Annotated in this window: 22 protein-coding genes; 6 read left to right on the top strand and 16 right to left on the bottom strand. The window is 39.4% G+C overall.

All coding sequences use genetic code 11. From position 1 onward, the window contains the following. The first annotated feature begins 536 nt into the window (after nucleotides 1-536). On the top strand, nucleotides 537-1,724 hold the full coding sequence (locus tag EGN73_RS02340; RefSeq protein WP_219286729.1) for an aspartate aminotransferase family protein: 1,188 nt from the start codon (nucleotides 537-539) through the stop codon (nucleotides 1,722-1,724). Here the strand turns inward: EGN73_RS02340 and EGN73_RS02335 are convergent. After that, nucleotides 1,715-2,443, bottom strand: a complete 729-nt coding sequence (locus EGN73_RS02335) for a hypothetical protein (RefSeq protein WP_219286728.1) — start codon at nucleotides 2,441-2,443, stop codon at nucleotides 1,715-1,717. The two genes, EGN73_RS02340 and EGN73_RS02335, sit on opposite strands and share 10 nt — an antisense overlap. 158 nt (nucleotides 2,444-2,601) lie before the next feature. On the opposite strand from EGN73_RS02335, the gene EGN73_RS02330 reads away from it, so the two are divergent. From EGN73_RS02330 to msrB, 3 genes are all read left to right on the top strand, one after another. Beyond that, complete coding sequence (locus EGN73_RS02330; RefSeq protein ID WP_219286727.1) at nucleotides 2,602-4,998, top strand: penicillin acylase family protein; 2,397 nt, start codon at nucleotides 2,602-2,604, stop codon at nucleotides 4,996-4,998. 260 nt (nucleotides 4,999-5,258) lie between these two features. After that, entirely contained in the window at nucleotides 5,259-5,444 is a 186-nt protein-coding gene (locus EGN73_RS02325; RefSeq protein WP_219286726.1) for a hypothetical protein, read from the top strand. A gap of 115 nt (nucleotides 5,445-5,559) precedes the next feature. Beyond that, on the top strand, nucleotides 5,560-5,970 hold the full coding sequence (msrB, locus tag EGN73_RS02320; RefSeq protein WP_219286725.1) for a peptide-methionine (R)-S-oxide reductase MsrB: 411 nt from the start codon (nucleotides 5,560-5,562) through the stop codon (nucleotides 5,968-5,970). 640 nt (nucleotides 5,971-6,610) lie between these two features. Here the strand turns inward: msrB and EGN73_RS02315 are convergent. The 5 genes from EGN73_RS02315 to EGN73_RS02295 all read right to left on the bottom strand — a co-directional run bounded on the left by EGN73_RS02315 (nucleotide 6,611) and on the right by EGN73_RS02295 (nucleotide 9,638). Then, nucleotides 6,611-7,132, bottom strand: coding sequence for a hypothetical protein (locus tag EGN73_RS02315; RefSeq protein ID WP_219286723.1), 522 nt, complete (start codon nucleotides 7,130-7,132; stop codon nucleotides 6,611-6,613). Between the two features lie 63 nt (nucleotides 7,133-7,195). Continuing rightward, the gene (locus EGN73_RS02310; protein WP_219286720.1) at nucleotides 7,196-7,798 is read right to left on the bottom strand and encodes a hypothetical protein; all 603 of its coding nucleotides are present in this window, start codon (nucleotides 7,796-7,798) and stop codon (nucleotides 7,196-7,198) included. A gap of 262 nt (nucleotides 7,799-8,060) precedes the next feature. Next, the gene (locus tag EGN73_RS02305) at nucleotides 8,061-8,273 is read right to left on the bottom strand and encodes a hypothetical protein (protein WP_219286718.1); all 213 of its coding nucleotides are present in this window, start codon (nucleotides 8,271-8,273) and stop codon (nucleotides 8,061-8,063) included. A 40-nt stretch (nucleotides 8,274-8,313) separates the two neighbouring features. After that, a complete protein-coding gene (locus EGN73_RS02300) occupies nucleotides 8,314-8,985 on the bottom strand; it encodes a hypothetical protein (RefSeq protein WP_219286716.1) in 672 nt (223 codons plus the stop codon). A 53-nt stretch (nucleotides 8,986-9,038) separates the two neighbouring features. After that, the gene (locus EGN73_RS02295) at nucleotides 9,039-9,638 is read right to left on the bottom strand and encodes a DUF6694 family lipoprotein (protein ID WP_219286715.1); all 600 of its coding nucleotides are present in this window, start codon (nucleotides 9,636-9,638) and stop codon (nucleotides 9,039-9,041) included. A gap of 358 nt (nucleotides 9,639-9,996) precedes the next feature. Here EGN73_RS02295 and EGN73_RS02290 point away from each other — a divergent pair, with 358 nt between their 5' ends. Further along, on the top strand, nucleotides 9,997-11,748 hold the full coding sequence (locus EGN73_RS02290) for a histidine kinase (RefSeq protein ID WP_219286713.1): 1,752 nt from the start codon (nucleotides 9,997-9,999) through the stop codon (nucleotides 11,746-11,748). Continuing rightward, nucleotides 11,745-12,488 carry a LytR/AlgR family response regulator transcription factor gene (locus EGN73_RS02285; protein ID WP_219286711.1) on the top strand — a complete coding sequence of 248 codons (744 nt, stop codon included), beginning with the start codon at nucleotides 11,745-11,747 and terminating at the stop codon, nucleotides 12,486-12,488. The genes EGN73_RS02290 and EGN73_RS02285 overlap by 4 nt, the downstream gene beginning before the upstream one ends. A 1,837-nt stretch (nucleotides 12,489-14,325) precedes the next feature. On the opposite strand, the gene EGN73_RS02280 is transcribed toward EGN73_RS02285, so the two are convergent. The 10 genes from EGN73_RS02280 to EGN73_RS02235 form a co-directional block, all read right to left on the bottom strand. Then, nucleotides 14,326-14,679 (bottom strand): nuclear transport factor 2 family protein, encoded by a 354-nt coding sequence (locus tag EGN73_RS02280; protein WP_219286709.1) that lies wholly within the window; start codon nucleotides 14,677-14,679, stop codon nucleotides 14,326-14,328. A gap of 408 nt (nucleotides 14,680-15,087) precedes the next feature. Beyond that, a complete protein-coding gene (locus EGN73_RS02275) occupies nucleotides 15,088-15,387 on the bottom strand; it encodes a helix-turn-helix domain-containing protein (RefSeq protein ID WP_009186765.1) in 300 nt (99 codons plus the stop codon). Continuing rightward, nucleotides 15,374-15,739 carry a type II toxin-antitoxin system RelE/ParE family toxin gene (locus tag EGN73_RS02270; protein ID WP_219286707.1) on the bottom strand — a complete coding sequence of 122 codons (366 nt, stop codon included), beginning with the start codon at nucleotides 15,737-15,739 and terminating at the stop codon, nucleotides 15,374-15,376. The genes EGN73_RS02275 and EGN73_RS02270 overlap by 14 nt, the downstream gene beginning before the upstream one ends. 224 nt (nucleotides 15,740-15,963) lie before the next feature. Then, entirely contained in the window at nucleotides 15,964-16,926 is a 963-nt protein-coding gene (locus EGN73_RS02265; protein WP_219286705.1) for a hypothetical protein, read from the bottom strand. Nucleotides 16,927-17,930: 1,004 nt separating this feature from the next. Further along, a complete protein-coding gene (locus tag EGN73_RS02260) occupies nucleotides 17,931-18,359 on the bottom strand; it encodes a DUF3995 domain-containing protein (protein WP_219286703.1) in 429 nt (142 codons plus the stop codon). Between the two features lies 1 nt (nucleotide 18,360). Beyond that, nucleotides 18,361-19,488 carry an FAD-dependent monooxygenase gene (locus EGN73_RS02255; protein ID WP_219286701.1) on the bottom strand — a complete coding sequence of 376 codons (1,128 nt, stop codon included), beginning with the start codon at nucleotides 19,486-19,488 and terminating at the stop codon, nucleotides 18,361-18,363. Nucleotides 19,489-19,548: 60 nt separating this feature from the next. Continuing rightward, nucleotides 19,549-20,190 (bottom strand): Crp/Fnr family transcriptional regulator, encoded by a 642-nt coding sequence (locus EGN73_RS02250; RefSeq protein WP_219286699.1) that lies wholly within the window; start codon nucleotides 20,188-20,190, stop codon nucleotides 19,549-19,551. Nucleotides 20,191-20,598: 408 nt separating this feature from the next. Continuing rightward, the gene (locus tag EGN73_RS02245; protein WP_219286697.1) at nucleotides 20,599-21,693 is read right to left on the bottom strand and encodes a DUF695 domain-containing protein; all 1,095 of its coding nucleotides are present in this window, start codon (nucleotides 21,691-21,693) and stop codon (nucleotides 20,599-20,601) included. Between the two features lie 592 nt (nucleotides 21,694-22,285). Then, nucleotides 22,286-22,591, bottom strand: coding sequence for a hypothetical protein (locus tag EGN73_RS02240; protein ID WP_219286695.1), 306 nt, complete (start codon nucleotides 22,589-22,591; stop codon nucleotides 22,286-22,288). Then, nucleotides 22,588-22,983, bottom strand: a complete 396-nt coding sequence (locus tag EGN73_RS02235) for a hypothetical protein (RefSeq protein ID WP_219286693.1) — start codon at nucleotides 22,981-22,983, stop codon at nucleotides 22,588-22,590. The genes EGN73_RS02240 and EGN73_RS02235 overlap by 4 nt, the downstream gene beginning before the upstream one ends. Between the last annotated feature and the right edge of the window lie 527 nt (nucleotides 22,984-23,510).

The following is a 23,510-nucleotide window of genomic DNA, read 5'->3' as shown; positions in this document are numbered from 1 at the left end:
GATCAGTGAATAGTGAGGAGTGAATAGTGAGGAGTGAATAGTGATTGGGTTTCGGTTCCTTTTGAAGGAATTACTAAATATCGAATATCGAACATTGAATATCGAATAATGAAGTAGGTCAGAATTTCGAACATTGAATTTCGAACACTGAATAATGAAGTAAGGTCAGCCTTGGTTGACTGCGTGTTAAAGCCTGAAAGGCTGTCCTGTGATAGCCCAGACTGGAGTTCACGGAAGTCTGGGATTTAAAGACATACCCACCAACCACGAGGCCTGAAGGGCCGATCTTTAATTTTATACAAAGGCGCAGCCTTGTCTGCGGAATCAGCGAAATCTGCGGGAGGAAAAAATTGAATAGTTATCAGTTAATAGTAATTGTGAGTAATTTTAAATCCAAGAATAAAAATTTCATTTGAACTGCATGGAAGGATAAGGTATCAGAGACCTTTTGAAACCAGGGAATTCTTCCTTCATCAGAGTAATACCGGATACAAATCTGCCATCAGTATAAATACGCATATTGACAAAAATTAAAAATGAACAACCGACAACTTTTCCTTCAACACCTGGCCCAGACCACAGATTTTCCTCTTTTGATAGAAATAGAAAAAGCTGAGGGCGTATACATGTACGGTCCTGAAGGTAAAAAATATTTGGACCTGATCTCCGGCATCGGGGTCAGCAATGTGGGCCATAGACATCCAAAAGTGATCGCAGCCATACAAAATCAGTTGGATAAGTACCTCCACCTGATGGTATATGGTGAATATGTACAAAGTCCACAGACATTACTGGCCAAGGCATTGTGCGAAACCCTACCTGATCAGCTGGACAATGTGTACCTGGTCAATTCAGGAAGTGAAGCAGTGGAAGGTGCCCTGAAGCTTGCCAAAAGGTATACCAACAGAAGGGAAATCATCAGTTGCGTCAACGCTTACCACGGATCTTCCCAAGGCGCCCTCTCAGTGGGAGGAAATGAGATATTCAAAAGGGCCTACAGACCATTGCTTCCGGGTGTGAAAAATATTGTCTATGGAAGCTTTTATCAACTGGATGAAATCACCGAAGATACTGCTGCTGTCATCATAGAAACCATTCAGGGCGAGGCAGGAATCAAGGTAGCATGCAAGGAATACTTTCAGGCTTTGCGAAAAAAATGCAATGAAACCGGCACTTTGTTGATACTGGATGAGATACAGGCAGGATTCGGAAGGACCGGTAAATTTTGGGCTTTCGAACATTTCGACATCCAACCGGATATTCTGGTCTGTGCCAAAGGAATGGGGGGCGGCATGCCCATTGGTGCCTTTATCGCCAACCAAAAGCTTATGGCGGTATTTAAAAACAACCCCCTTCTAGGCCATATCACCACATTTGGAGGACACCCTGTTTCCTCTGCTGCTTCCTTGGCCACTATAGAGGTGATCAAAGAAGAAAACCTGCTGGATCAGGTTGAAAAAAAGGCCCATCTTTTTAGGGACTTGCTCGTCCATCCTATGATCAAAAGCATCCGAAACAAAGGATTGATGATGGCAGTGGAGTTTGAGTCCTTCGAGGTGCTGAAGCCTATCATTGACAGCGCCATAGAAAAAGGCGTGATCACTGACTGGTTTTTGTTCTGTGATGATGCCATGCGCATAGCCCCTCCACTGATCATCAGCGAAGAACAGATCCGGGAAGCCTGCCAAATCATCCTTCAGGCCATTGAAGAAAATCAATCATAAATGGGACTTTGGTGAAAATTGATATCACCAAAGCCTCCCAGTTTGGCGGCAGTCTCAGCCATTTGGTCCTCAATAAATCTTGGACCTGAGGTGTTGGCTACCTGTTCGAATTGGCCCAAATAACTCCTATCTGCTGAAAGGTACTGCTCGGTAAGTTGATCGGAGGTATTGGCCAGTGAGCCTACCAGTTTCTCTCCCAAAATCAATACGAGCACATTTACCACAGTGAAAATCACGGTAGAATTGTGTGGGAAGTCCTTGAAGCTGATTTTATTGGAAACATTCAGCTTCATCAGCTGCGCATGGACAATGTATGCCCTATCGGTCTGGCTCAGGATTCCTCCAAATGTTCTGGGAATCAGTGATTTTTCCTTTTTGAGGTAATTGGTAATGGCGATCAGGGTATTTCTGATGTCTTCGTCTGCACCGGGAAGGAAGGCGAGCTCTTCCAGTTTTTTGAGGTTTTCCGCTGCAGCGGAGTAAAATTTCACCAGTTGGTTGTAAGCAGGCCTTGCAATAAAATCCATGAATCCCAGATATTTTTTTACGGATTCATAAGAGCTTGCAATATGGGTATTGACGGTGAGGTGAAACTTCTCAATTTCATAGACCACATCAGTTAAGGTGGATACCTGAGCTGAGGTTTGGATTTCTGGAGCAGATGAAGCTACGGGACTGCTTTGTTCTGTCGATAAAGGTTTAATTCTTCGGATAGCCATAACAATTTGATTTTTAGTGGATTAAAAGTAATTCAATGTAAGTTTAAATTTTTGAAAATCAAAAATTCAATTGTATTAGTAGAAAATTGTATGGCAAATATCTTTCAGTCCATTAAAAACTTTAAATTGGAAGCAGCTTACCCAATTGACCTCCAATTATGAAAAAACTCGTTTTTATCCTTATCATTTTATTCTTTGTGGTAGTGGCAGGGTTTCAGGTGGTAAAATACCGCTTTAGCCCAAAATACTCAGGAACCATTGAGTTGGAAGGCATGACTTCAGATACTGAGGTGTATTTTGACGACTATGGAGTGCCCCATATTTTTGCCTCCAATCCTGAAGATGCCTACAGGGCTATGGGCTATGTTCATGCCCAGGACAGGCTTTTCCAAATGGAAATGATGCGCAGGGTCGGCACAGGCACCTTGGCTGAACTTCTTGGTGAAGACCTGCTTGATGTAGACAAGTTTTTCAGAACCTTGGGCATTCCCAAACATGCCAAATGGAGTGCTGAAGAATGGGAAAAGTCAGGTCCTTCAGACATACAGTCAGCGGTGAACGCCTATATTCAGGGAGTCAATGATTTTATAGAAAAAGGAAATCTTCCTTTGGAATACACCCTTTTGGGACATCAGCCCCGGCCTTATAGCATAGAAGACATGCATGGCATAGTTGGCTACATGTCCTTTACTTTTGCCATGGCCATGAAAACAGACCCTTTGGTCACCAAAATCGCAAGGGACCTTGGACAGGAATATCTGGAAGTACTCTCTGTTCATACCCTTCCTGAGCATCATGTAATCCCAAATCAGTATCCGGAGAGAGGGGAAGACCAGAAGATTTCACTGGATCAATCTTCCTTGCAGGCCATGTTGGCCAAGCTTCCCGTACCACTTCTGGAAGGCAGTAATGCTTGGGTAATAGGCCCGGACAGGACTGCCTCGGGAGAAGTACTTTTCCTGAATGATACACATATTGGTTTTTCCCAACCCTCTGTCTGGTACGAAGCACATATAGAGTACCCTGATTTCAGCTATTATGGCAATCACCTGGCCGGATTGCCTTTTGGTCTGGTAGGACATACCAGGCATCACAGCATGGGTTTGACCATGTTTGAAAATGACGATCAGGACTTTTTTGAAGAAAGGCTGGCCTCGGACAACCCTCTACAGACCATCTATGGAGATGAATTAAGGCCCATAGAAGTGAGGGAGGAAAAGATCCCTGTCAAAGGAATGGATCCGGTGAGTTTTGAGGTCAAAACCTCTATACATGGTCCGATCATGAATGAGGTCTTGCCTGAAATAGGGGAAATTACGACCAAGCCTGTAGCTTCCTGGTGGGTGTATGTCCTGGAACCTACCAAAGCACTGGAAGCCACCTGGAAAATGGCCCGAAGCAAAAACATACAGGAATTTGAAGATGCGATACGTCTGATCCATGCACCTGGCCTCAATGTGATGTATGGCGACAAATCCGGTAACATTGCCTGGTGGGCAACAGCCAAGCTTCCTATCCGTCCGGAACATGTAAATTCCAAGTTGTTTTTGGATGGCAGCAATCCGGAGGATGAACCATTAGGTTGGATGCCCTTTGAAGAAAACCCCATGAGCATCAATCCTCCGAGCGGATTTGTTGCCTCGGCCAACAATCAGCCCGACACTTTGAGCAATGGCACTTTCTTCCCGGGGTATTATTATCCGGGGGAAAGATGGAACAGGATAGCCAAAACGATCAGCAGCCGCAAAGACTGGAACCAGAACAACATCAAGGACCTGCAATTGGAAGCCATCAATGAAAGCCATCCACAGGTTGTGAGAAGCATGATTGAGGCCAGCGATCTTGATGTAATCGATCAGCACAGGGAAGCCATGAGCCAGTTGGCGGCCTGGGACGGAAACCATGAACTTGAGAGCATCTCCCCCACCATTTATTACAAGTGGCTGTACCATACCCTCCATGGCATGATGGCCGATGAGTTGGGTGAGGAATGGTTTGATAAATTTCTGGAAACTTTCCTTTACATCAGAAGTGTACCCAACTTGATTCAGACAGAGAATTCACCCTGGTGGGACAATGTAAGCACAAGTGAAAAAGAAGGCAGAAGGGAGATCATCAGTCGGGCTTTGGAAAAAACCCTTGAAGAACTTACATCCCAGCTAGGCGATGACAGTAACAAATGGCATTGGGAAAAAGTGGTGGTGCTGGAGCATCCGCATCCCTTGGGTGCACAAAAACCATTGGACAGGCTGTTCAATGTCAAGGCTCCTGCCGTGAAGGCCAATGAAGAATCTGTCAATAAGCTGGCTTTCAAGCTGAATCCCGCAGGAGTCTACCATGTCAAATCCGGTCCGGCTATGCGTATTATTTTGGATTTTGCCAATGTAGAAGCTTCGGAATCCGTGTTGCCAACCGGTCAAAGCGGCAATCTTTTTTCCCCTTGGTATTCAGATCAGGCGGAAATGTTTGCCAATGGAGAGTACAGGCTGCAGTTGATGAATGAATCTTTGATCAAGTCAGGGGCTAAGAAGAAGTTGGTTTTTGAAGGGAGATAGAAAGGATGAAGGAGGAAGGATGAGGGATGAGGGAGGAAAAAGTGAAGAGTGAGTAGTTATTAGTGAAAAGTGAAGAGTGAATAGTGAAGAGTGAATAGTGAAAAGGAGTTAAGGGTTAAATGTTAAGCGTTAAGCGAAATTGATGGGCAAGAGAGAAGAAGGCTTTGCCTTGTCATGTTGAACAACGTGAAACATCCAGCTTTATCTGTGTAGATCTGTGCCATCTGTGGTTATATTGTAGGGATTAAAAGGCCAAAGCCATGTTACGAGTTCTCGCAGAACATTATACTATCAAAACAGGTAATATTCCGGCCTGTGGAGACACAGACCGGGGCGGTGCAAAACCCAAACTGGTATTGTTTCGATCTATGAGGACACAGACAGAGGAGATCGGCTATGGTGTATTATTAGCCCCAAGGGGGCTGCCTATTGGTAGCCATGGGTAAGGCGCGTAATCAACCATTAATTTTCACAAACCGTTTTGCGCCGCAACCCATGGTAATAGTAATTTACGAACCATAAGAGGCTAAATGGGTTTATTCAATAAAACAGCAGAACAACATGAGCGAAAAAAAATACCCACTGGAAAAAGAGGAAAAAGAATGGAGGGACAAGCTGGACCCAGACAGTTACCATGTACTGAGGGAGAAAGGCACCGAGCGGCCTTTTACAGGCAAATATTACCTCAATAAAGATACCGGCATCTATGAGTGCAAGGCCTGTGGCAACGAGATATTTCATTCCTCTGCCAAATATGACAGTGGTTGTGGTTGGCCTTCCTTCACCGAACCTGTGCGGAAGGAAGCCATTGAAGTTCAGATGGATTATTCCCATTTTATGATCCGGGAAGAAATCCTTTGCGCCAAATGCGGAAGCCATCTTGGGCATAGATTTCCCGACGGTCCCAAAGACCAGGGCGGCATCCGATACTGTATCAATTCAGTGAGTATGGACTTTAGGAAGGGAAAGTGAGTGTATAGTTATTAGTGAAGAGTGAAAAGTTATTAGTGAAAAGTGAAAAGTGAAGAGTGAATAGTGAATAGTGAATAGTGAAGAGTGAAGAGTGATTAGTGATTAGTGAAGAGTGAAGAGTGAAGAGTGAAGAGTGAATAGTGGATAGTGAGTAGTGAAGAGTGAAAAGGTGTTTTTGCCTAAATTTGGTTGTCACTTTTCCTTCATGGATAATTCCGAATTTCGAACATTGAATATCGAACACTGAATAATGAAGTGAGGTTAGCCTTGGTTGGCTGCGTGTTAAAGCCTGAAAGGCTGTCCTGTGATAGCCCAGACTGGAATTTATGGAAGTCTGGGATTTCTAAAGGAATACCCACCGAGCCGGAGGCCTGAAGGGCCGATCTTTTTTAGGACGGCCTTCAGACCTTACAATACCCACCACTATACCATAATCCCAGGGCTACACCTTGGTCTGTCGGTTTTGGTAGGACAGGATTGGCGTTTGTGCTGCGTTTATATAATTCATCAAAATGTATTGTAAATCCGGATTATATCAAAAGAGCCCCTTTTCACTTTTAGTCCAACAAATGGGGAGTATTATACTAACAAGGGCTGGAAAAAATAATAAAACCTCCTCTCATCAAGAGAGGAGCTTGGGTTAGTTCGGTCTTCGCACTTTAAATGTACCCTCCGAAATGGTCAACACCTCGTCATTGCCACGCAAAGATATTTTTCCCGAAAAGGTCCCGGCCACAAAAGTTTGGTTGTATTCGGGGATATTGACTACGGCACCATGATTGGGGAAACCTGTGCCAAAATAGTTCGCGTAAACATTTGTAAAACCACCTTCCTCGTTGACCATCAAACCAGCCATAGGTGTATCAGCTGCTGGATTTAGGTTTTCAGAATTAAAAACACCAGCTGCTATTGGCTTTGCGTCATTGACCGTTACATCTATTCTGCCAAAGGTATCATCAAGTCCAATGATATTCAGTTGGTAATAGGTGGTACCTCCGTCCCGCACGTTGGTAAGTTGCATGGTACCGGTCTCGTAAGCTCTTTCTACGCCATTTATTTTCATTTTTAAGTGATAGTCCATATCACTGAACGCTGAATCTTCAGAACAGGAAAGCAAAAGGAGAAAGCATGAAATTAAGAAATAATGAAGATAGGTTTTCATATCAAATTGATTGGAATTGAAGTTGAAGGTTTATTTTGAAATTTTGTGACAAAAAAAGAAGGTTTATCCCATGCCTAAAGCATTGAACAACCGAAATCTTCCATCGGTGATGGTGACCATTTGATCAAATTCGTCATTGTAGAACTTACCTGAAAAAATCCCTTCCACTGAAGTGGTATTGATGGAAGTAAACCGCACCGTATATTCGGTAGATTTGCCATAGGAATCGTAATCTGAGATCGGCGTAGCGGTATATTGTACCCCATTGTCATCTACATAGTAGGTTACAAAGCCGACGTTGGCCAGTGCCCAGCCATCTGGATCCACGTCAGGGTCTACATAGAGGGATTCATAATTGAAGCTGTAGGTATGGTTTAACCGAAGATCTGGAGATTCATCGGCAAAAGACAAAAAAAAGAAGTTGTTATCATCTGTTGAATTCAGCGATTTCAAGGCCGAAAGGGCAAACGAATGGGCATTTGTTCCTTCAATTTCTCCACTTCCTATCATACCAATACCCAACCCCTTAAATTCTACATCCCTATTGTCGATTTTGAAGGTAAAATAATTGTTTAAATTGTTCAGCGGATTGTCATCTTCATTGACACATCCCGACATAATAAATAATAGCAATAGTGTTATTAAATAATTCTGTATTTTTTTCATCATGCGATTTTTTTACTGATTTTAGACGTTTTGATCTGTATTTTCCTGTTGAGCAAAACTCAATCCGTTTGAAAAAAGAAGTATAAACAGTATGCAAACCAGGTATTTCATCCTTTAGCTTTTTAGTTAGTGTTGGTATTCTCTTTAAATTCTTATTAATTTTCCACTTAGTAGATGCAAAACCATTGGCTTTGCATCTACTTGGACAGCACTCGGCATTTATTTTTATCCAGACCGATGATACGAGTGGCGTTTCTTCCCTTTACATCCAGGAATCCATTGCCATGAAAATCAGCCCAACCAAAGCAAGTCCAATTCCACCTACTATCATCATCATCTTAAAATATCCGCTACAACCGGCATTTTGGACTTCATTCATTGACATTTGACCCACAGGCTTTTGTCCAAAAGCACTTTTCTTTTTAAAACCAAAATAGGCAAGTGCGATGCCTCCGATTACTAAGAAAACTCCCATAAATTTTATTTTGTAGTTTGAAGTTATTTATGATTTTTTATCAAAAGATGCCTTGGATGACTTTGACAGTGATGTAAAAGGCTGCAAATATGGCAAGGGGGGAAATGTACCATGCAATGGCATCTTTGGTACCCGAAGCTTTCAGGGACTGTTGGAAGACATTGATAAACATCAAAATCAGATAAAGAAGGAAGATAAAGCCAAAAATCCCCATCTCAGTGGGAAACCGTGTCAAAGCAAAGATATTTTCTATTGAATTTGTGGTTTTTATAATGAAAAGTACTGGAACCAATAAAGCCACAGGAATACCTGAAATCGCTCCGGTTTGAAGTTCATTTTTAAAATCCGGTTTTCCTGAAATTGATTTTATACCAAAAGCCAAAAGGCTAATGGTAAACATGAAGATTATGGGAATGAGGCTAAGTTTCATAAAGTCCATAAACTCCAAACTTTTCCTTCCTTCACCTACAAGAATATAAATTCCAACCAAAAAGAACACAAAAACAGAACTATACAAAATCAAAGAGTTCTTATAAGCAGCAGAACCGGGGTTTTTGAAAATTTTGTAAATCCCGTCTATGGGATTGGTTAGAACGGTGATAAATAGATTTTTGAAATCATTTTTGTAGAAATTCTTTACCTCGTCGGCAATGGTAGCTGTTGAAGCTGTGCTGGCAGCTGCAATAGGTTTAGGTATGTTTTGATTTTCCATGATAAAGTATTTAGAGATGGTTTGATGATAGGATATTTGAAGTCAGAGGAACATTATTCCCAAGGTTTCTTTTTGACAGTTGCTTTTTTTTCCTTATTGGGAATATCCCATATAGCACTGCGGGAGGATTTCATCGGGGAATTTCCGGCAATTTTATTGGCTTCATTGATTATCTCTCCTGGTGTTTTGTTATGAAACCTCCTTAGGAACCTACTTTCTGATTCATTATACATATAAGTCTGTTGCATAAATTGGAGCGCATTCTCAAAATCATTCCGTTCGCTCCAGGATAATTTTTTAGAAGATGCTTCTATCGAACCGATCAGTGTATGCATGTCTGTAGCATCCAATCTTTGACTTGAAGCGAATAATTCAACTTCATCTTCTTCTTCGATTTTTTTGGCGTATTGAATGATCTGTTTTGCGGTTTTTTTATGAAGCGCTTTAAACATGGCATCTTCACCTTCAAACAAGTAATGGAACCCTACAGTCTGAAGAGCATCCATAAACTCTTCCTGTTGATCTTCATTCATAGAAGCTGACATTTTTTGCACAGAAAGGTGGAGCGTTCGCTCGTTAGTTGCATCAATTTTTTTGCTGCATGAAGTGAGGAGAAGCATGCAAATCAATGAGTAAACCAAATAGTTTTTCATAATAGAATTTTTTTAGGTTATAAATTTCAGTTGAAGCGTCATTTTTAAGTCTTCGGTCAAAAAAACTATCCATTAATATATAAGCTAATTGTGCTGATTTTAAATCTATTAAGAAATTAGATCAGATTAAACCTAGAATTATTAACTGTGGAAAAACATTATTGTACGTTGGGTTTAAATTATTTTTTGTACTTTAAAAAATGATACTTATATTCATAAAAAAGTAGTTTGATTTTAGCTAAATCAATTTTATCAACCTATTTTAGTTTTTATGACTTCCCTTTATCCAGTTTATTTCAGTAGAAATTCAATTTCATTTTCTTTTTTCCTGTTGTTGTCTTTTGCTGGAATTAATTTGATGGCCAATTGTCAAGTCTTTGCCCAAACTTCCACCTTGGATTCTCTCCAAAATATACTTGAAAGCAGGGACTTACACGACACCACAAAGGTGAGGGTGTTGGTGCAGATTGGCCAAACCTACATTTATTCCGATGTACGCAAAGCAGAGTTTTATGCCAAAGAAGCACTTGATATAGCCCAATCTACGGACGTGAACAAGACCAAAGCCGATGCCTTTAAAAACATGGGGAATGTGAACTACTACCTTTCCAATTATAATTTGGCAGTGCAATATTGGCTTGAATCATTGAAATATGCTGAAAAAATGGGTAATCAGCTGTACATGGCTGCCCTATATGGCAACATTGCTGCCGCACACAATGAATTGAAAGAATTCAGGCAGGGAGTTTTCTTCTTGAAAAAGAAACTGGTAATGTTACAATCCACTCCCCAAATCCAAGAGGAAATATTTACCTACATCAACCTGTCAAGTTCCTATATGGGTCTGGACCATTATGACTCTTCTTTTTATTTTATTGATTTGGGATTGGAGAAATCACTGGAATCAAAAAATGAATTTTCCGAACACCACCTGTATTCACTTAAATGTACAGGGTATACCAAGCTGGAAGAATATGAAAAAGCCTTGAAATATGGCCTTAAGGTAAATACCTGGTCAGAAGCCTCAAACAATAAGGATCTTCTAACCTTGTCTTCCAACCAACTTTCATTGATTTATGCCAAGTTAGGTGATTTTGAACAGGCTTATAGACATAATGATAAATCACTTTTCTTGGCTAATGAGTTCGGTTCTAAGAAATGGGAAATGGAAGCCTATGATTACCGCGCAAGAATTGACAGAGAAAAAGGTGATTTTCAACAGGCCCTGACAAATTACACCAATTACATCTCACTGAGGGACTCCATAATCGGGGAAGAAAAGAGGGTAGAAAATGCCCGGTTAGAAGAACGCTATGAAGCTGAAAAAAATTATGAGTTGATCAGGAATGAATTGGAATTCCAACGTCAAATAAAAAACATTGCCATAGCCAATTCAGGGTTCATTCTGTTGGCAGCCTTTGGTTTTATTATGGTTATCCAGAAGAAAAGGAAGGCCCAATTGGCGCATAAGCATGAAATATTCAAAGCATATGTTGCGGAGACCAACCTGAAATTCCATCGCTTACAAATGAATCCTCATTTTATTTTTAATTCATTAAATGCCATTCGTGATTATATCAAGAAAGAGCGCTTGAATGACGCTGATTTTTATTTAGGGAAATTTGCTTCATTGATGCGGGGTACACTTGAAAATTCCCAAGAAAATTACATCACATTGAATGAAGATTTGAAGGCATTGCGCGCGTATTTGGATCTGGAACGGGGCAGACTCAATAACAGCTTTACCTATGAAATCCACTTGTCAGCTGAAATCAATCCCGACCAAGTGCTGATTCCGCCGATGATTTTACAGCCTTTGATAGAAAATGCCATTTGGCATGGCTTCGGAAACGATGCTGAGAACGGAAAAATTAGAGTCCAGATTGAAAAGCAGGAAGCAAACCTGATCTGTACCATATTGGATAACGGTAAAGGGTTTTCTGAATCCAAACAACCAAAAGATGGAAAGTCTTATGGAACCAGGTTGATCAAAGAGCGGCTTGACATCATCAGCAAATTGACCCATACCAAAACTGGATTGGATTTTATAAATTGTCAACCGGGCACTCAAGTGAACATGGTATTGCCCTATATCCTCGAAGAACCGTGAAAATCAAGACATTTTTAGTAGATGACGAATCACACTGTTTGGATTTGTTGACTGATACCATCAACAAGTCGTTTTCAGAGTTGGCAGAAGTTGTGGGAACTGCTACATCAAAATCAACAGCAATTGAAAAGATTGTCGCGTTGAGGCCGGATTTGGTTTTTTTGGATATCAAACTAGGTGATGAATCAGGGTTTGATATTTTGTCAGAATGTCCATTTAAAGATTTCAAAACTATTTTTGTCACCGGTTTTGACCAGTTTGCTTTGAAAGCTTTGAAATTCAGTGCTGTGGATTACATCTTAAAACCCATCGATCCCAATGAATTGCAGGTAGCAATGGACAAAGTAAAATCTACGGTGCCATCCCAATATGATCTGCTGCTGCATAACCTTTCCAGTTCAGGCCAGAAAAATCCCAAACTTGCCATTCCATCTCTCAATGGCTTTGAGTTCATATCCATCAAGGACATCATCCGCTGTGAAAGTGACATCAACTATACAAAGGTTTTTTTCAAAAATTCCCCACCACTTCTTGTACCCAAAACGCTCAAAGAATTTGAGAAAATTTTAGTCCATTATGATTTTTGTAGAGTTCACAATTCACATTTAATCAACTTGGATTACATCAAAAGTTACAGTCGTGGCAAGGGAGGGATATTGGTGATGAAAGATTCCACAGAGATCGAGGTTTCAATCAGAAAAAAAACTGCATTCCTTCAAAAACTGCTTTTTTTGGACTGAGGCCGTAAAAGGAGGAAAGAATGAATAGTTATGAGTGAATAGTGATTAGTGAAAAGGAGTTAAGGGTTAATTGTGGAATTGTTTAATTGATTAACTGATGAGGGTAGGTTGTTAAGGGTAAAATGAAAAGGATGAAGGGTGAGGGATGAGGGAGGAAAAAGTGAATAGTGAAGAGTTATTAGTGAAGAGTGAAAAATTAAGAGTTAAATGTTAAGCGTTAAGCGTTAAGCGTTAAGCGTTAAGCGAATTTGACGGGCAAGAGAGAAGAAGGCTTTGCCTTGTCATCCCGTGGGAAACGAGGGAGCTTTTTTCACGCAAAGAAAAATAAAGATTAAAGGAAGGGTTCTTATGCTTCACTATTTATTCTATAGCCGAAATTCTATTATTGCCCTTTTAAGATCGCAGAGGTGTGCCTACGGCACTCCTACCGGATTGCGGTTCCTAATGGGCCCTCCCTACAGGACGGTTGGGAATCTTTGGCGTTATTTGGTTACCAATGGGATGTGCCTACGGCACAATTAGATTTCAGATTGTTGATTAAAGATTTTAGATTAAAAAGCACTTATCAACTAATTTTCCATCATGTACAAATAGTGCGGTGGCAACCGAACCAATTCATCAAACCCCTTCCCTGCTTCTCCGTGACTCCGTGGCAAAAATTGGCCCCATTCTAAGATTATTTATCCTCTGACCATCCATCCAAAGCGAAGCTTTTTCTGCGGGGAAAAAGTTTAATTGTGTAATTGATTAACTGATGAATTGATGAGGGTAGGTTGTTAAGGGTAAAATGAAAAGGATGATGGAGGAAGGTTGAATTAGAAGCCCCAAGGGGGCTGCCTGTTGGTAGCCATGGGTAAGGCGCGTAATCAACCATTAATTTTCTCAAACCATCATGCGCCGCAACCCATGGTCATCGTAAATCAAAGGCCATTGCACGGCTGAGGGGTAAGTGGATACGGGAAAGAGGATGGTGGGCCGTGGATGAGAAGAGGCGTATACGGGAGGAAAATAGTGAATAGTTTTTAGTGAATAGTGAGTAGTTAAAAGTTAATAGTAAAAAGGAGTTAAAGGTTAAAAGGTCTGACCAATTTTCAAACTTGCTCATTCATTTTTATCATAAAACTATGAAGGGTGCTTTTGATCACGAAGTGATCGAACTTTGAATAGCCCTGGGTGTAACCCAGGGATTTATGGATGATGGCGGTGGTATTTTTTGGCCGCAGGAAGGTCAATGGTGAATTAAGGTTTTCGCCAAAAACAGGGAAGGGATATAGAAAGGATGAAGGAGGAAGGATGAAAAAGTGAATAGTGAGTAGTTATTAGTTATTAGTTATTAGTGAAGTTGGGAAAACATTAATTGAAGGCATATTTAAGCCTGAAAGGCTGCCCTGTGATAGCCCAGACTGGAGTTCACGGAAGTCTGGGATTTAAAGGCATACCCACCAACCACGAGGCCTGAAAGGCCGATCTTTATTTTTATCCAAAAGCGAAGCTTTATTTGCGCGGAAAAGGTTTAATTGTGGAATTGATTAATTGATGAGTTGGGGACTGAAGGGAAATGCTTCGAACATGGCTGACTAATTTCCACCGTGCTTTAGCCGGTGGTCGGAGGCGGAAAGGGAATGCTTAGCGACTTTAGTCGAAATATTTTCGGCTGAAGCCCCTACCCTCTTATACAAGGCAAAAAACCACCGCATAAATGCGATGGGAATTTTAGGCTCAATCTTCTACTCGAATAAATTTTATCCCAAACTCCTTTTCCATCAAAGTTCCAATGAAGGATTTTCCGCTACCTTTTTGTCCAATCAGAAGATAGATAATTTTGCTTTTCATTTCCTTATTCAATTGGCAATTTATGTAGTTTCAAAAATGAGAGTTTATCCCAATAACCGCGTTGAAATACAATCTTATTGTTTTTAATCTGGAAAAAACCACAACCTCGCAGTCCATTTGGGTCCCTCCATTCTAAAATTGCCCATTCCCCGTCTTCAAAAATGTTTTCAGGGATACAGGTCATTTCGGCTGTTTCAAATTCTCCTTTAAACATTTCCTTGATTGCAGGTTTGCCAACAACAGGGTAGTTTGCAACTTGGTGGTTGACAGCATTATCAGCATATAAATCTGAAATTGTTTCTAAGTCTGCCTTGTTAAATGCGTCAATCCATTTCTGTAAAATATCTTTTGGTGTCATTTGATTTGCATTGTGCCGTTTTTAGCCTGACCACCAACAATTACTTTCCACAATAGCGGAAAGCATTTCAAGTTGGCATGCTATCAACAATATTGTTGATATTTACTAATTACCAAACCTACCCATTTCCTCCCTCCCATAAAATACCCCGTACAGGGTAATTTCACCTATAGAAATCCAAAAAAGCCCTAGAATCCGGAACTTTTGTCAATTAAAGTCTAAGACTTTAGAAGAATTAGCAGTCCAAGACTGTGAGGGTAAGGGTCCAAGACTAAGTCTTGAACCAAGGGGGACGGCGGGCATTCGGAGCCGTTCCCTTCCAGCCTACTCCTAACTTCTTAAAAATACTAAGCTTTTAATTTACTCGGGGCCGCCCGCTGTATCCAAGGTGATGTGTGTGCTTCGCTTTTATTCTATTGTGAATGAGATTTTTTTACCTAATCCTAATTCTAATATTCGATAAAGTGTTGAAAGTTGAATATCACTTTTCCCATTCTCAATCCTGGAGATAAAGCTTTTCTTAGTCCCTGTTTTTGTGGCAAGTTGTTCTTGTGTCATATTTGAAAGTCTTCGCTCTTCTTTTATGAGTTCGCCAATTGCAAAAGCCTTAGCCTTTGCTTCAAAAGCCATTCTTTTTTCTTCGCCTTCTTGCCCATACCTTTTTTCAAGGTGTTCTTCGAATGTTGTAATTGAGCTACTTTTTTCCATTTTTATTTTGTTTATTCTTTTCTTCAAAATACTCGGCTTTGATTTTTAGGGCTTTGTCTATTTCTTTTTGAGGGGTCTTTTGTGACTTTTTTTGAAATCCATTGAACAGCACTATCAAACTGCCTTCATCAAAACAGCAAAATATCCTGTAAATATTGCTGCTATACTCTATCCGTATTTCATAGAGTCCATCATAAGCAGTCATATGGGAGAAAAACTTTGCTGGAATTCTTTCAAGAACCATAATCATATAAAGTACTTCATCGATCTTGCCTTTCACCTTTTCAGGAAGCTTGTCAAAAAAGTCATTGAAATAGTCCTTATAGAAAATCAGTCTTCTTTTTTTCTCCATATCGTAAAGTTAACGAATAATGGAACAAAAGAGTTGTTTAGATGGGAAAAAATATAAATAGGTTTTATATTCCAAAGTGTAGCAGAACGTGATTCAGCTTGGAGACGGCGGGCATTCGGAGCCGTTCTCTTCCAGCCTACTCCTAGCTTCTTAAAGAAACTAAACTTTCAATTTACTCGGAACCGCCCGCTGTATCCAAAGTGATGTTATAGCACGTTTATTTTTCATTTATCAATAACTTCAAACGAGTTGAAGAATTGATCTCCCATTCTTTTATAAACTTCTTCATTTTCTATTACTATTGGATATCTAAATCTTAGCCAAAAGGAAGTGTTTTTTCCTAGTAGTAATTTGTCTAAAACTATTTCATTTCCTATGGTATCTTGGCTATAGGACTCAAAAATTGCTTTAAGGTGAGGTAAATTTCCATTTACAATTATGTCTGATAGCCCTCCTGCATGAAGGATATTAACAAAATAATTTTCAATGGTTAGAGTATCATTACTGTAAAATGCCATATCAACTATCCAAAACTTAACATCATATTTATCAAGTAGATAACCATTATATTTTTCATCGTCAATAGAAACTACTAGGATCTTAGGTTTTTCTGGGAAATATACTTCAATATTTTCTGTCTCTTGAAAGATTGGAAAGTCAATGGATTTGTTCAACATTGAATCAATCTTGTATTCCCAATAATTCTGCTTAGGCTTTATGAGGCTATGATTTGTTTCTCGATCATATATTTTTTGATATTGCTTGTCTCTTTGGATTCTGTCTTGCAAATATTGATAGGCTTCGGAATAGGTAAGGCTTTTTCCTTTGATAGATTGGTTGATCTCTTTTGCAAAAAAATGAGCAAGTTTTAAATGATATGCTTCGTGTCTGATCAAGTAATCGCTTACATGATGTTTATGAATAAATGAATTAAATCGATCAACAATTACAGTCACCTTTACCTCTGGTTTTTCATATATTCTATACTTGCAAGAAATTCTTGCAGCCGCTTTTCCTTCATAAAATGGAGGTCTGCATAAAAAATCGCTTTCATCAAGAGTTGACTCTTCATTCCAAACTTTGTACTGTTCAGGGTTAGATTCTTTCTTGGAAACTTCCAAAAAGTAACAGACTATCAGAATTGCCGAAAAAATAATAATGCCAATTAACCTATAAACCTTTACCATAAAGACAATTTAAAAACCTTTGATAAAATCAGATTTATAAGAGATAAGGCAAATTCTGCCAAGAAAACTATAAATACAGATAAAATAAATAAGTTTGAATAGCTCCCTATCTGATAAAATTTGTTAACCAAATTCAAACTGATTCCAATCAAAAGAAAAATAAATAAGACTGTGATTAGATTGTGAATCATCCTTCCCAATATTCGATTTCTCCTTTTGTGCTCCAAAAGATAAAACCTATGTTTAAGAAGAATCGGACCTAAAATAACCAAACTGAGAACAATATATTTTGAATCAAACAAACTTAGGCTCCTGAATAAAAAAGCAAGCGACAATAACATCAAGGCAGCAAACAAAGAAGAAAGAATTTCTCTATATGAAAATGACCTTAAAAACTCTTTCATTTGAATTTAACCTTTATATGGTTCATTGATCTAATGTGCTATAACGGTCAGGTTAACCCCGTACACGGTCAGAGACCTCATTGTATGTGGTTAACCGGGTGTTGAATGATGTTGTCCTTTGTATGGGAGGCTCCCAAGTTCCCGGTCTTTTCTTTATGCCTGGATAAAGGAAGGATCCGGGGCCCATGGACAAAGGAATTGCTCAGGTTTTGATTCATTTCAATTTTTTCTTTTTTACAAAACCTGAAAAGGAAACGCAGCCCCGCACAATAAATGTCCGCCGGGATTCGTTTGCAATGGAAATGATTTTCTGTTTCCTGAAAATCCCAGCCAATAAAATGGCTTTTCAACAAATCCTTTAGCCTTTTTTCAATCCATTATTTTTGGCTTTTTGCCTTCTGCAAAATTTCCATTGCTTCCCTTTCCCCGGCGCCGCTTGGCGCGTTTTCCTACAATATCATTCAACGGTTTTCAGCTATACGCAGGCAGGGATTTTCACCACTGAACTACCTACGAAGAACTGAACTTTAAATATAGCACTTTACTGTCCTACGAAGCACGAATCCCCTGCTTGTGTATAGGTGATGTTAGCAGAAGTTTTTATTTGTACAGTTCCAAAACCGTTGTCAGCACCCCAATGATCAAGCATAATGGCGAAAAATACTTTGTGTCATTCCGTCCAAATTTTGTTTGATTTATTTTCTTGAAAAATCCAACATAGTTAAAATCTCCAATTGCTCTCAGGAGAAAAATCCCTGAAATAACCCAAAGACCATAATTGTTGAGCCAATGCGGTATGTCTAAAGAAATAATACCTGAAATAATCAAAACTAAAAGTCCAATGCCCAAAAGCCCAAGTGCAACAATTAAGCTTGGTAAAATGGAAGGAGTAAGGACTTTTGTGCTATCATCATCCTTAGTGGGCAGGACAGCATCACCGCCCCATTTTCCTCCAAATACCCAATAAAAGTGAATAGAGGAAAGAATTAGAAAGATTGCAAATAAAATGCTTGCGATTATCGTTGTCATATTAATTAAGTTTGAAAATCATATCCATTTGTTTCTTGTTGGCTGATTTTGGCATGTATTTCATAGCCTTATTCCGCATCCATACGCCATAACGGCTATCTATATGTGCCATTTTTCCGACTGTCCAGCTCATATTTACAATGCTATGGGCTTTCTTTTGTCTCAACCGCTCATATTCCTCAAATGAATTTTCCATTGTAAATCCGTCATCAATCAGTTTGCCCAAAACATAAGCGTCTTCAACAGCCTGACAAGCCCCTTGCCCTAGGTTGGGCGTAGTGGCGTGTGCTGCATCTCCAATCAGGCATACATTTTCACGATGCCATTTGTAGATGGGCTTTAGGTCGAAGATATCGTTTATAATAATCTGATCCTTAGCTGTCGAAGAAATAATGGCGGGAATATCCTTATGAAATTCATCAAAAAGATTTACCAAATTAATTTCATCCGTCTTTATATTTTTCGAATTTGCCAAAGCATACCAATACACTTTTTTGCCACTGAGTTTTACAAACCCAAAGCGTTTGCCTCTTCCCCAGGCTTCATTGAGCTCATTGTGGTATTTTTCAGGCAAATCAATCTCACATATCCCTCGCCAACAGGATTGGCTTGCATCTCGCAACGTGTTTTCGGAAAATAATTGGTTTCTTACGACTGATTTTATTCCGTCCGCACCTATCACAATTTTGCTCGTAATAGTGGAGTCATCTTCAAAGGTCAATTTGAAAAGCTCCTTCTTTTCAATGCTTACCAATCGTTTCGACAGTCTTATATGCTCATAGCCAACTTCTTCTGCAAGTATTTTTTGCAATTCACCCCTATGGATTGCAAAGCTTGAAACGCCATACTTTTGTTCATATTCCGAAAGGTCAACTACGGAAAGTGGTTTTAGCTGACTGTCGGTAATTTTCATTTTGGACATCCTATTCCCCGCACTTTCAATTTTGCCTTGTATCCCCAACTTTTGAAAGACCTGCATGGCGTTGTTCGCAATATTTATACCTGCTCCAACTGGTTTGATGGCTGCAGAACCTTCAAAGACTTCCACGTCCAATCCTTTTCGTTTGAGCGTCAATGCGGTGGTTAGCCCGCCTATTCCCGCTCCGATTATGGTTACTTTTGCTTTCATTTTGTACTAAATTTATAATGCAAAACTATAGCGTACAGCACAAAAAAACGTTCACTAAAGTTAATTAATGCAGATACGTTTTCTAATCCTGCTCAACGATTGAGGGGTAATACCTAAATAACTAGCGATAAGTTTTTGTGGAATTTTCTGAAACAGCAGCGGATTGTCCTTCAATAATTTCAGGTATCTGTTTTCCGGCGAATAATAGAGTAAATCCTCGATTCTTCTTTTTGCAGCCAGAAATACTTTCTCGGTCATTTTCTTGGAAAAATGCATCCAATAATCACTTTCATTGCAGAGTCTTTGCCAATCATCATAATTGATAAAACAAACGGTAGAATCCTCTAATGCTTGTATATTCAATTTTGATGGTGTCTCCAACAAGAAACTTTCATAATCAGTAAAAACAATGTCTTCAATTTGCTGATTGAAATGAAACAGAAAACTCACTTCTTCTCCTTTTTCATTGACATAGAAAGTGCGTAATGTCCCTTTTTGTACCAACCCAATAAACTTACACGTATCACCTTCCTTTAGAACGAAATCTTTTTTCTTTACATCTGTAAACCGTAGGAGTGAATAGAGTCTATCAAATGCCGTAACTTCCATATCAAGAAGGTTTTGTAATTTGTTGTAGTACGGTTTGCTCATAAAATTTCTGCTAACGGTCAGGTTAACCCCGTACACGGTCAGAGACCTCATTGTATGTGGTTAACCGGGTGTTGAATGATGTTGTCCTTTGGATGGGAGGCTCCCAAGTTCCCGGTCTTTTCTTTATGCCTGGATAAAGGAAGGATCAGGGGCCCACGGACAAAGGAATTGTTCAGGTTTTGATTCATTTCAATTTTTTCTTTTTTTCAAAACCTGAAAAGGAAACGCAGCCCCGCACAATAAATGTCCGCCGGGATTCGTTTGCAATGGAAATAATTTTCTGTTTCCTGAAAATCCCAGCCAATAAAATGGCTTTTCAACAAATCCTTTAGCCTTTTTTCAATCCATTATTTTTGGCTTTTTGCCTTCTGCAAAATTTCCATTGCTTCCCTTTCCCCGGCGCCGCTTGGCGCGTTTTCCTACAATATCATTCAACGTTTCGCAGCTGGGCTTCTTTTGTCAGTTTGGTCTGAACCTTTCAAATGATTGCCAATATTTGTCTTTGTAAAGGTCATAACTCAAATCTAATTTGTCTGAATGTTTCTTTGTCAAATTGTAAAGAAGTTTTGAAGGTTTCCTAAAGTCTTTGCAGGCGAAGTAAACAATTCTTTCACTGTCTGCTGTTTGTCTGCCTATGTTCAAATATCCTTCAAAGTCTTTAAGTTCAGTCATTATTTCTTCTTCAAAGTTGTTAAGTTGCTCATAAGTATCATTGTCAGGCATACCATTATTTTTACTGCCGTCAAATTTTATTTCAACTTTTAATATCCAAGGATGAGATGCTTTACTGTCCCAATCAAGTAAAGTTGAATTGATAATTGCAACTAGGGGAAGTCCGTTATTAAGTGTCGCTTCTAAACTTGAATAGCTATCATTCTCTGTGTTATAACGAACTCCATCATACTTTTCTAAAAACTCTTTCTCTCGCCAAATCAAATAGTCTTTCAGCTTTTCAATTGGTATCAACTCTTTTTCAGCTTGGTCTTTTGAAATTATAGTTAAGTTGTCAATTGTTGTAACAGAATTGAGTTCACCGAGATAATTGTCAAGGAATATGTATGTTCCATTTATTATGGTTGATTTGTCGTCTTCTTTATAGTCGTTGTGGGCTACAACTATGTCAACTTCATCAGGATAATTGTTATGTTCAATTGCGTAAAATGAAAGATTATCACTCTCAAAAGTATAATCTGCCATTTTAATTCCAACATTCTCTATTTCAAGTGCAGGTTTTAAAGCAGTAAATCTCCAATTTGGTATTTTAGGTGCTGAACTCACAAGTTCTTCAACAAAAACAATGTTCTTCAAAACTCCATCAGGTGTAAATACCAATTCTGCTGTATTGTCGTCATACATACCTGTCAGGTAAAAGTAACCATCCTTTAATTCTTCAAGTTTTGGTGAAAGTTTATTGAAAAAGTCCACTTCAATATTTTTACCTGTCTTTACTACTTTGTAGAATGTCTGTTCGTTTGCAGAAAACCAATTCCAAAAGTCATCATATGACTGAATTTTATCTTCTTTCTTGCCGAATATTTTATCAAAAAGCCCCATTGTCTAATGTTGTTGTTTTATGTTTATGTGTCGTGTTAGCCTTGCTGCCAACGGTCAGGTTAACCCCGTACACGGTCAGAGACCTCATTGTATGTGGTTAACCGGGTGTTGAATGATGTTGTCCTTTGGATGGGAGGCTCCCAAGTTCCCGGTCTTTTCTTTATGCCTGGATAAAGGAAGGATCCGGGGCCCACGGACAAAGGAATTGTTCAGGTTTTGATTCATTTCAATTTTTTCTTTTTTTCAAAACCTGAAAAGGAAACGCAGCCCCGCACAATAAATGTCCGCCGGGATTCGTTTGCAATGGAAATGATTTTCTGTTTCCTTAAAATCCCAGCCAATAAAATGGCTTTTCAACAAATCCTTTAGCCTTTTTTCAATCCATTATTTTTGGCTTTTTGCCTTCTGCAAAATTTCCATTGCTTCCCTTTCCCCGGCGCCGCTTGGCGCGTTTTCCTACAATATCATTCAACGTTTGGCAGCTACACGCAGGTGGGGATTTTTAGCACTGAACATTATTAAAAGTACAGAACTTTGATTTAGCACTTCACTTTCATAGAAGCACTGAACCCCCACTTGCGTGTAGGTGCTGTTATGCGGTCGCTTTTTGGTATTCAATTATTTGTCGTTTAAGTTCGTCTGAAATATTTGTCCATTTTGTTTCGTCTGTCAAAATAAGTTTACAGTTACATTCAGTTTCTGTTACTCCTGTAATTTGTTTGAACCAATCAAAATAAGTCCATTCTCTTGGTTTTGGCGAATAAAGAAGTAGTCCTTTGTTGTCCCAATGAACCTCTGTTGCAGTTCTATAAATCAAAGTAAAGCGTTCTTTCTCCGGCTTAATAAAAAGTCGCTCTTTGTCGTCAATACCAATTTCTAAAATCTTGTCTATCGTCATTCGCTTTCTTTGAATTGGTCGTTATATTCTTTTACGTGATGAGGAAATTCATCTTCAAAAAATGGATAAGCCACTCCTTCTATTGTGATTTCAAATTCGTCCCCATCCATTCCACTTATTTGATTTCCTAAACCTTTAATTTCAACTCCGTTTTCGTTTATAACTTTTAAGTTGTCAATTGTTCGAGTTGATATTAACTTGTCTTCTGGATAGTCGTCAGCTAATTCAATGTTGTTTTCAAGGCAATATTTTTTAAAAAAGTCGTACCCTGAAATAATATTGTTAAACTGTATTTGTCCAAATACAACTCCCATTGGTGCGTCTGCTTTTTCAAACTCTGTTGTTCCAATTATTTTGTCGTCCAGAAGTATGTTGTATCGTTTTATTGTCATTGTTTTCGGGTTTCTTAAAGTGCCGCATAACGGTCAGGTTAACCCCGTACACGGTCAGAGACCTCATTGTATGTGGTTAACCGGGTGTTGAATGATGTTGTCCTTTGGATGGGAGGCTCCCAAGTTCCCGGTCTTTTCTTTATGCCTGGATAAAGGAAGGATCCGGGGCCCACGGACAAAGGAATTGCTCAGGTTTTGATTCATTTCAATTTTTTCTTTTTTACAAAACCTGAAAAGGAAACGCAGCCCCGCACAATAAATGTCTGCCGGGATTCGATTGCAATGGAAATGATTTTCTGTTTCCTGAAAATCCCAGCCAATAAAATGGCTTTTCAACAAATCCTTTAGCCTTTTTTCAATCCATTATTTTTGGCTTTTTGCCTTCTGCAAAATTTCCATTGCTTCCCTTTCCCCGGCGCCGCTTGGCGCGTTTTCCTACAATATCATTCAACGAGTTTCTTCACGCCATTATGGCGTGTAGCGTTCCAATTCGGAGTGATAGATGCCATAATGGCGTCTATTTCCCA

The organism is Arthrospiribacter ruber (assembly GCF_019343195.1).
GTDB classification, from domain to species: Bacteria; Bacteroidota; Bacteroidia; order Cytophagales; family Cyclobacteriaceae; genus Arthrospiribacter; species Arthrospiribacter ruber.
Note: the sequence above shows the minus strand (reverse complement) of the source record. Positions and strands in the feature narration are given on the sequence as shown.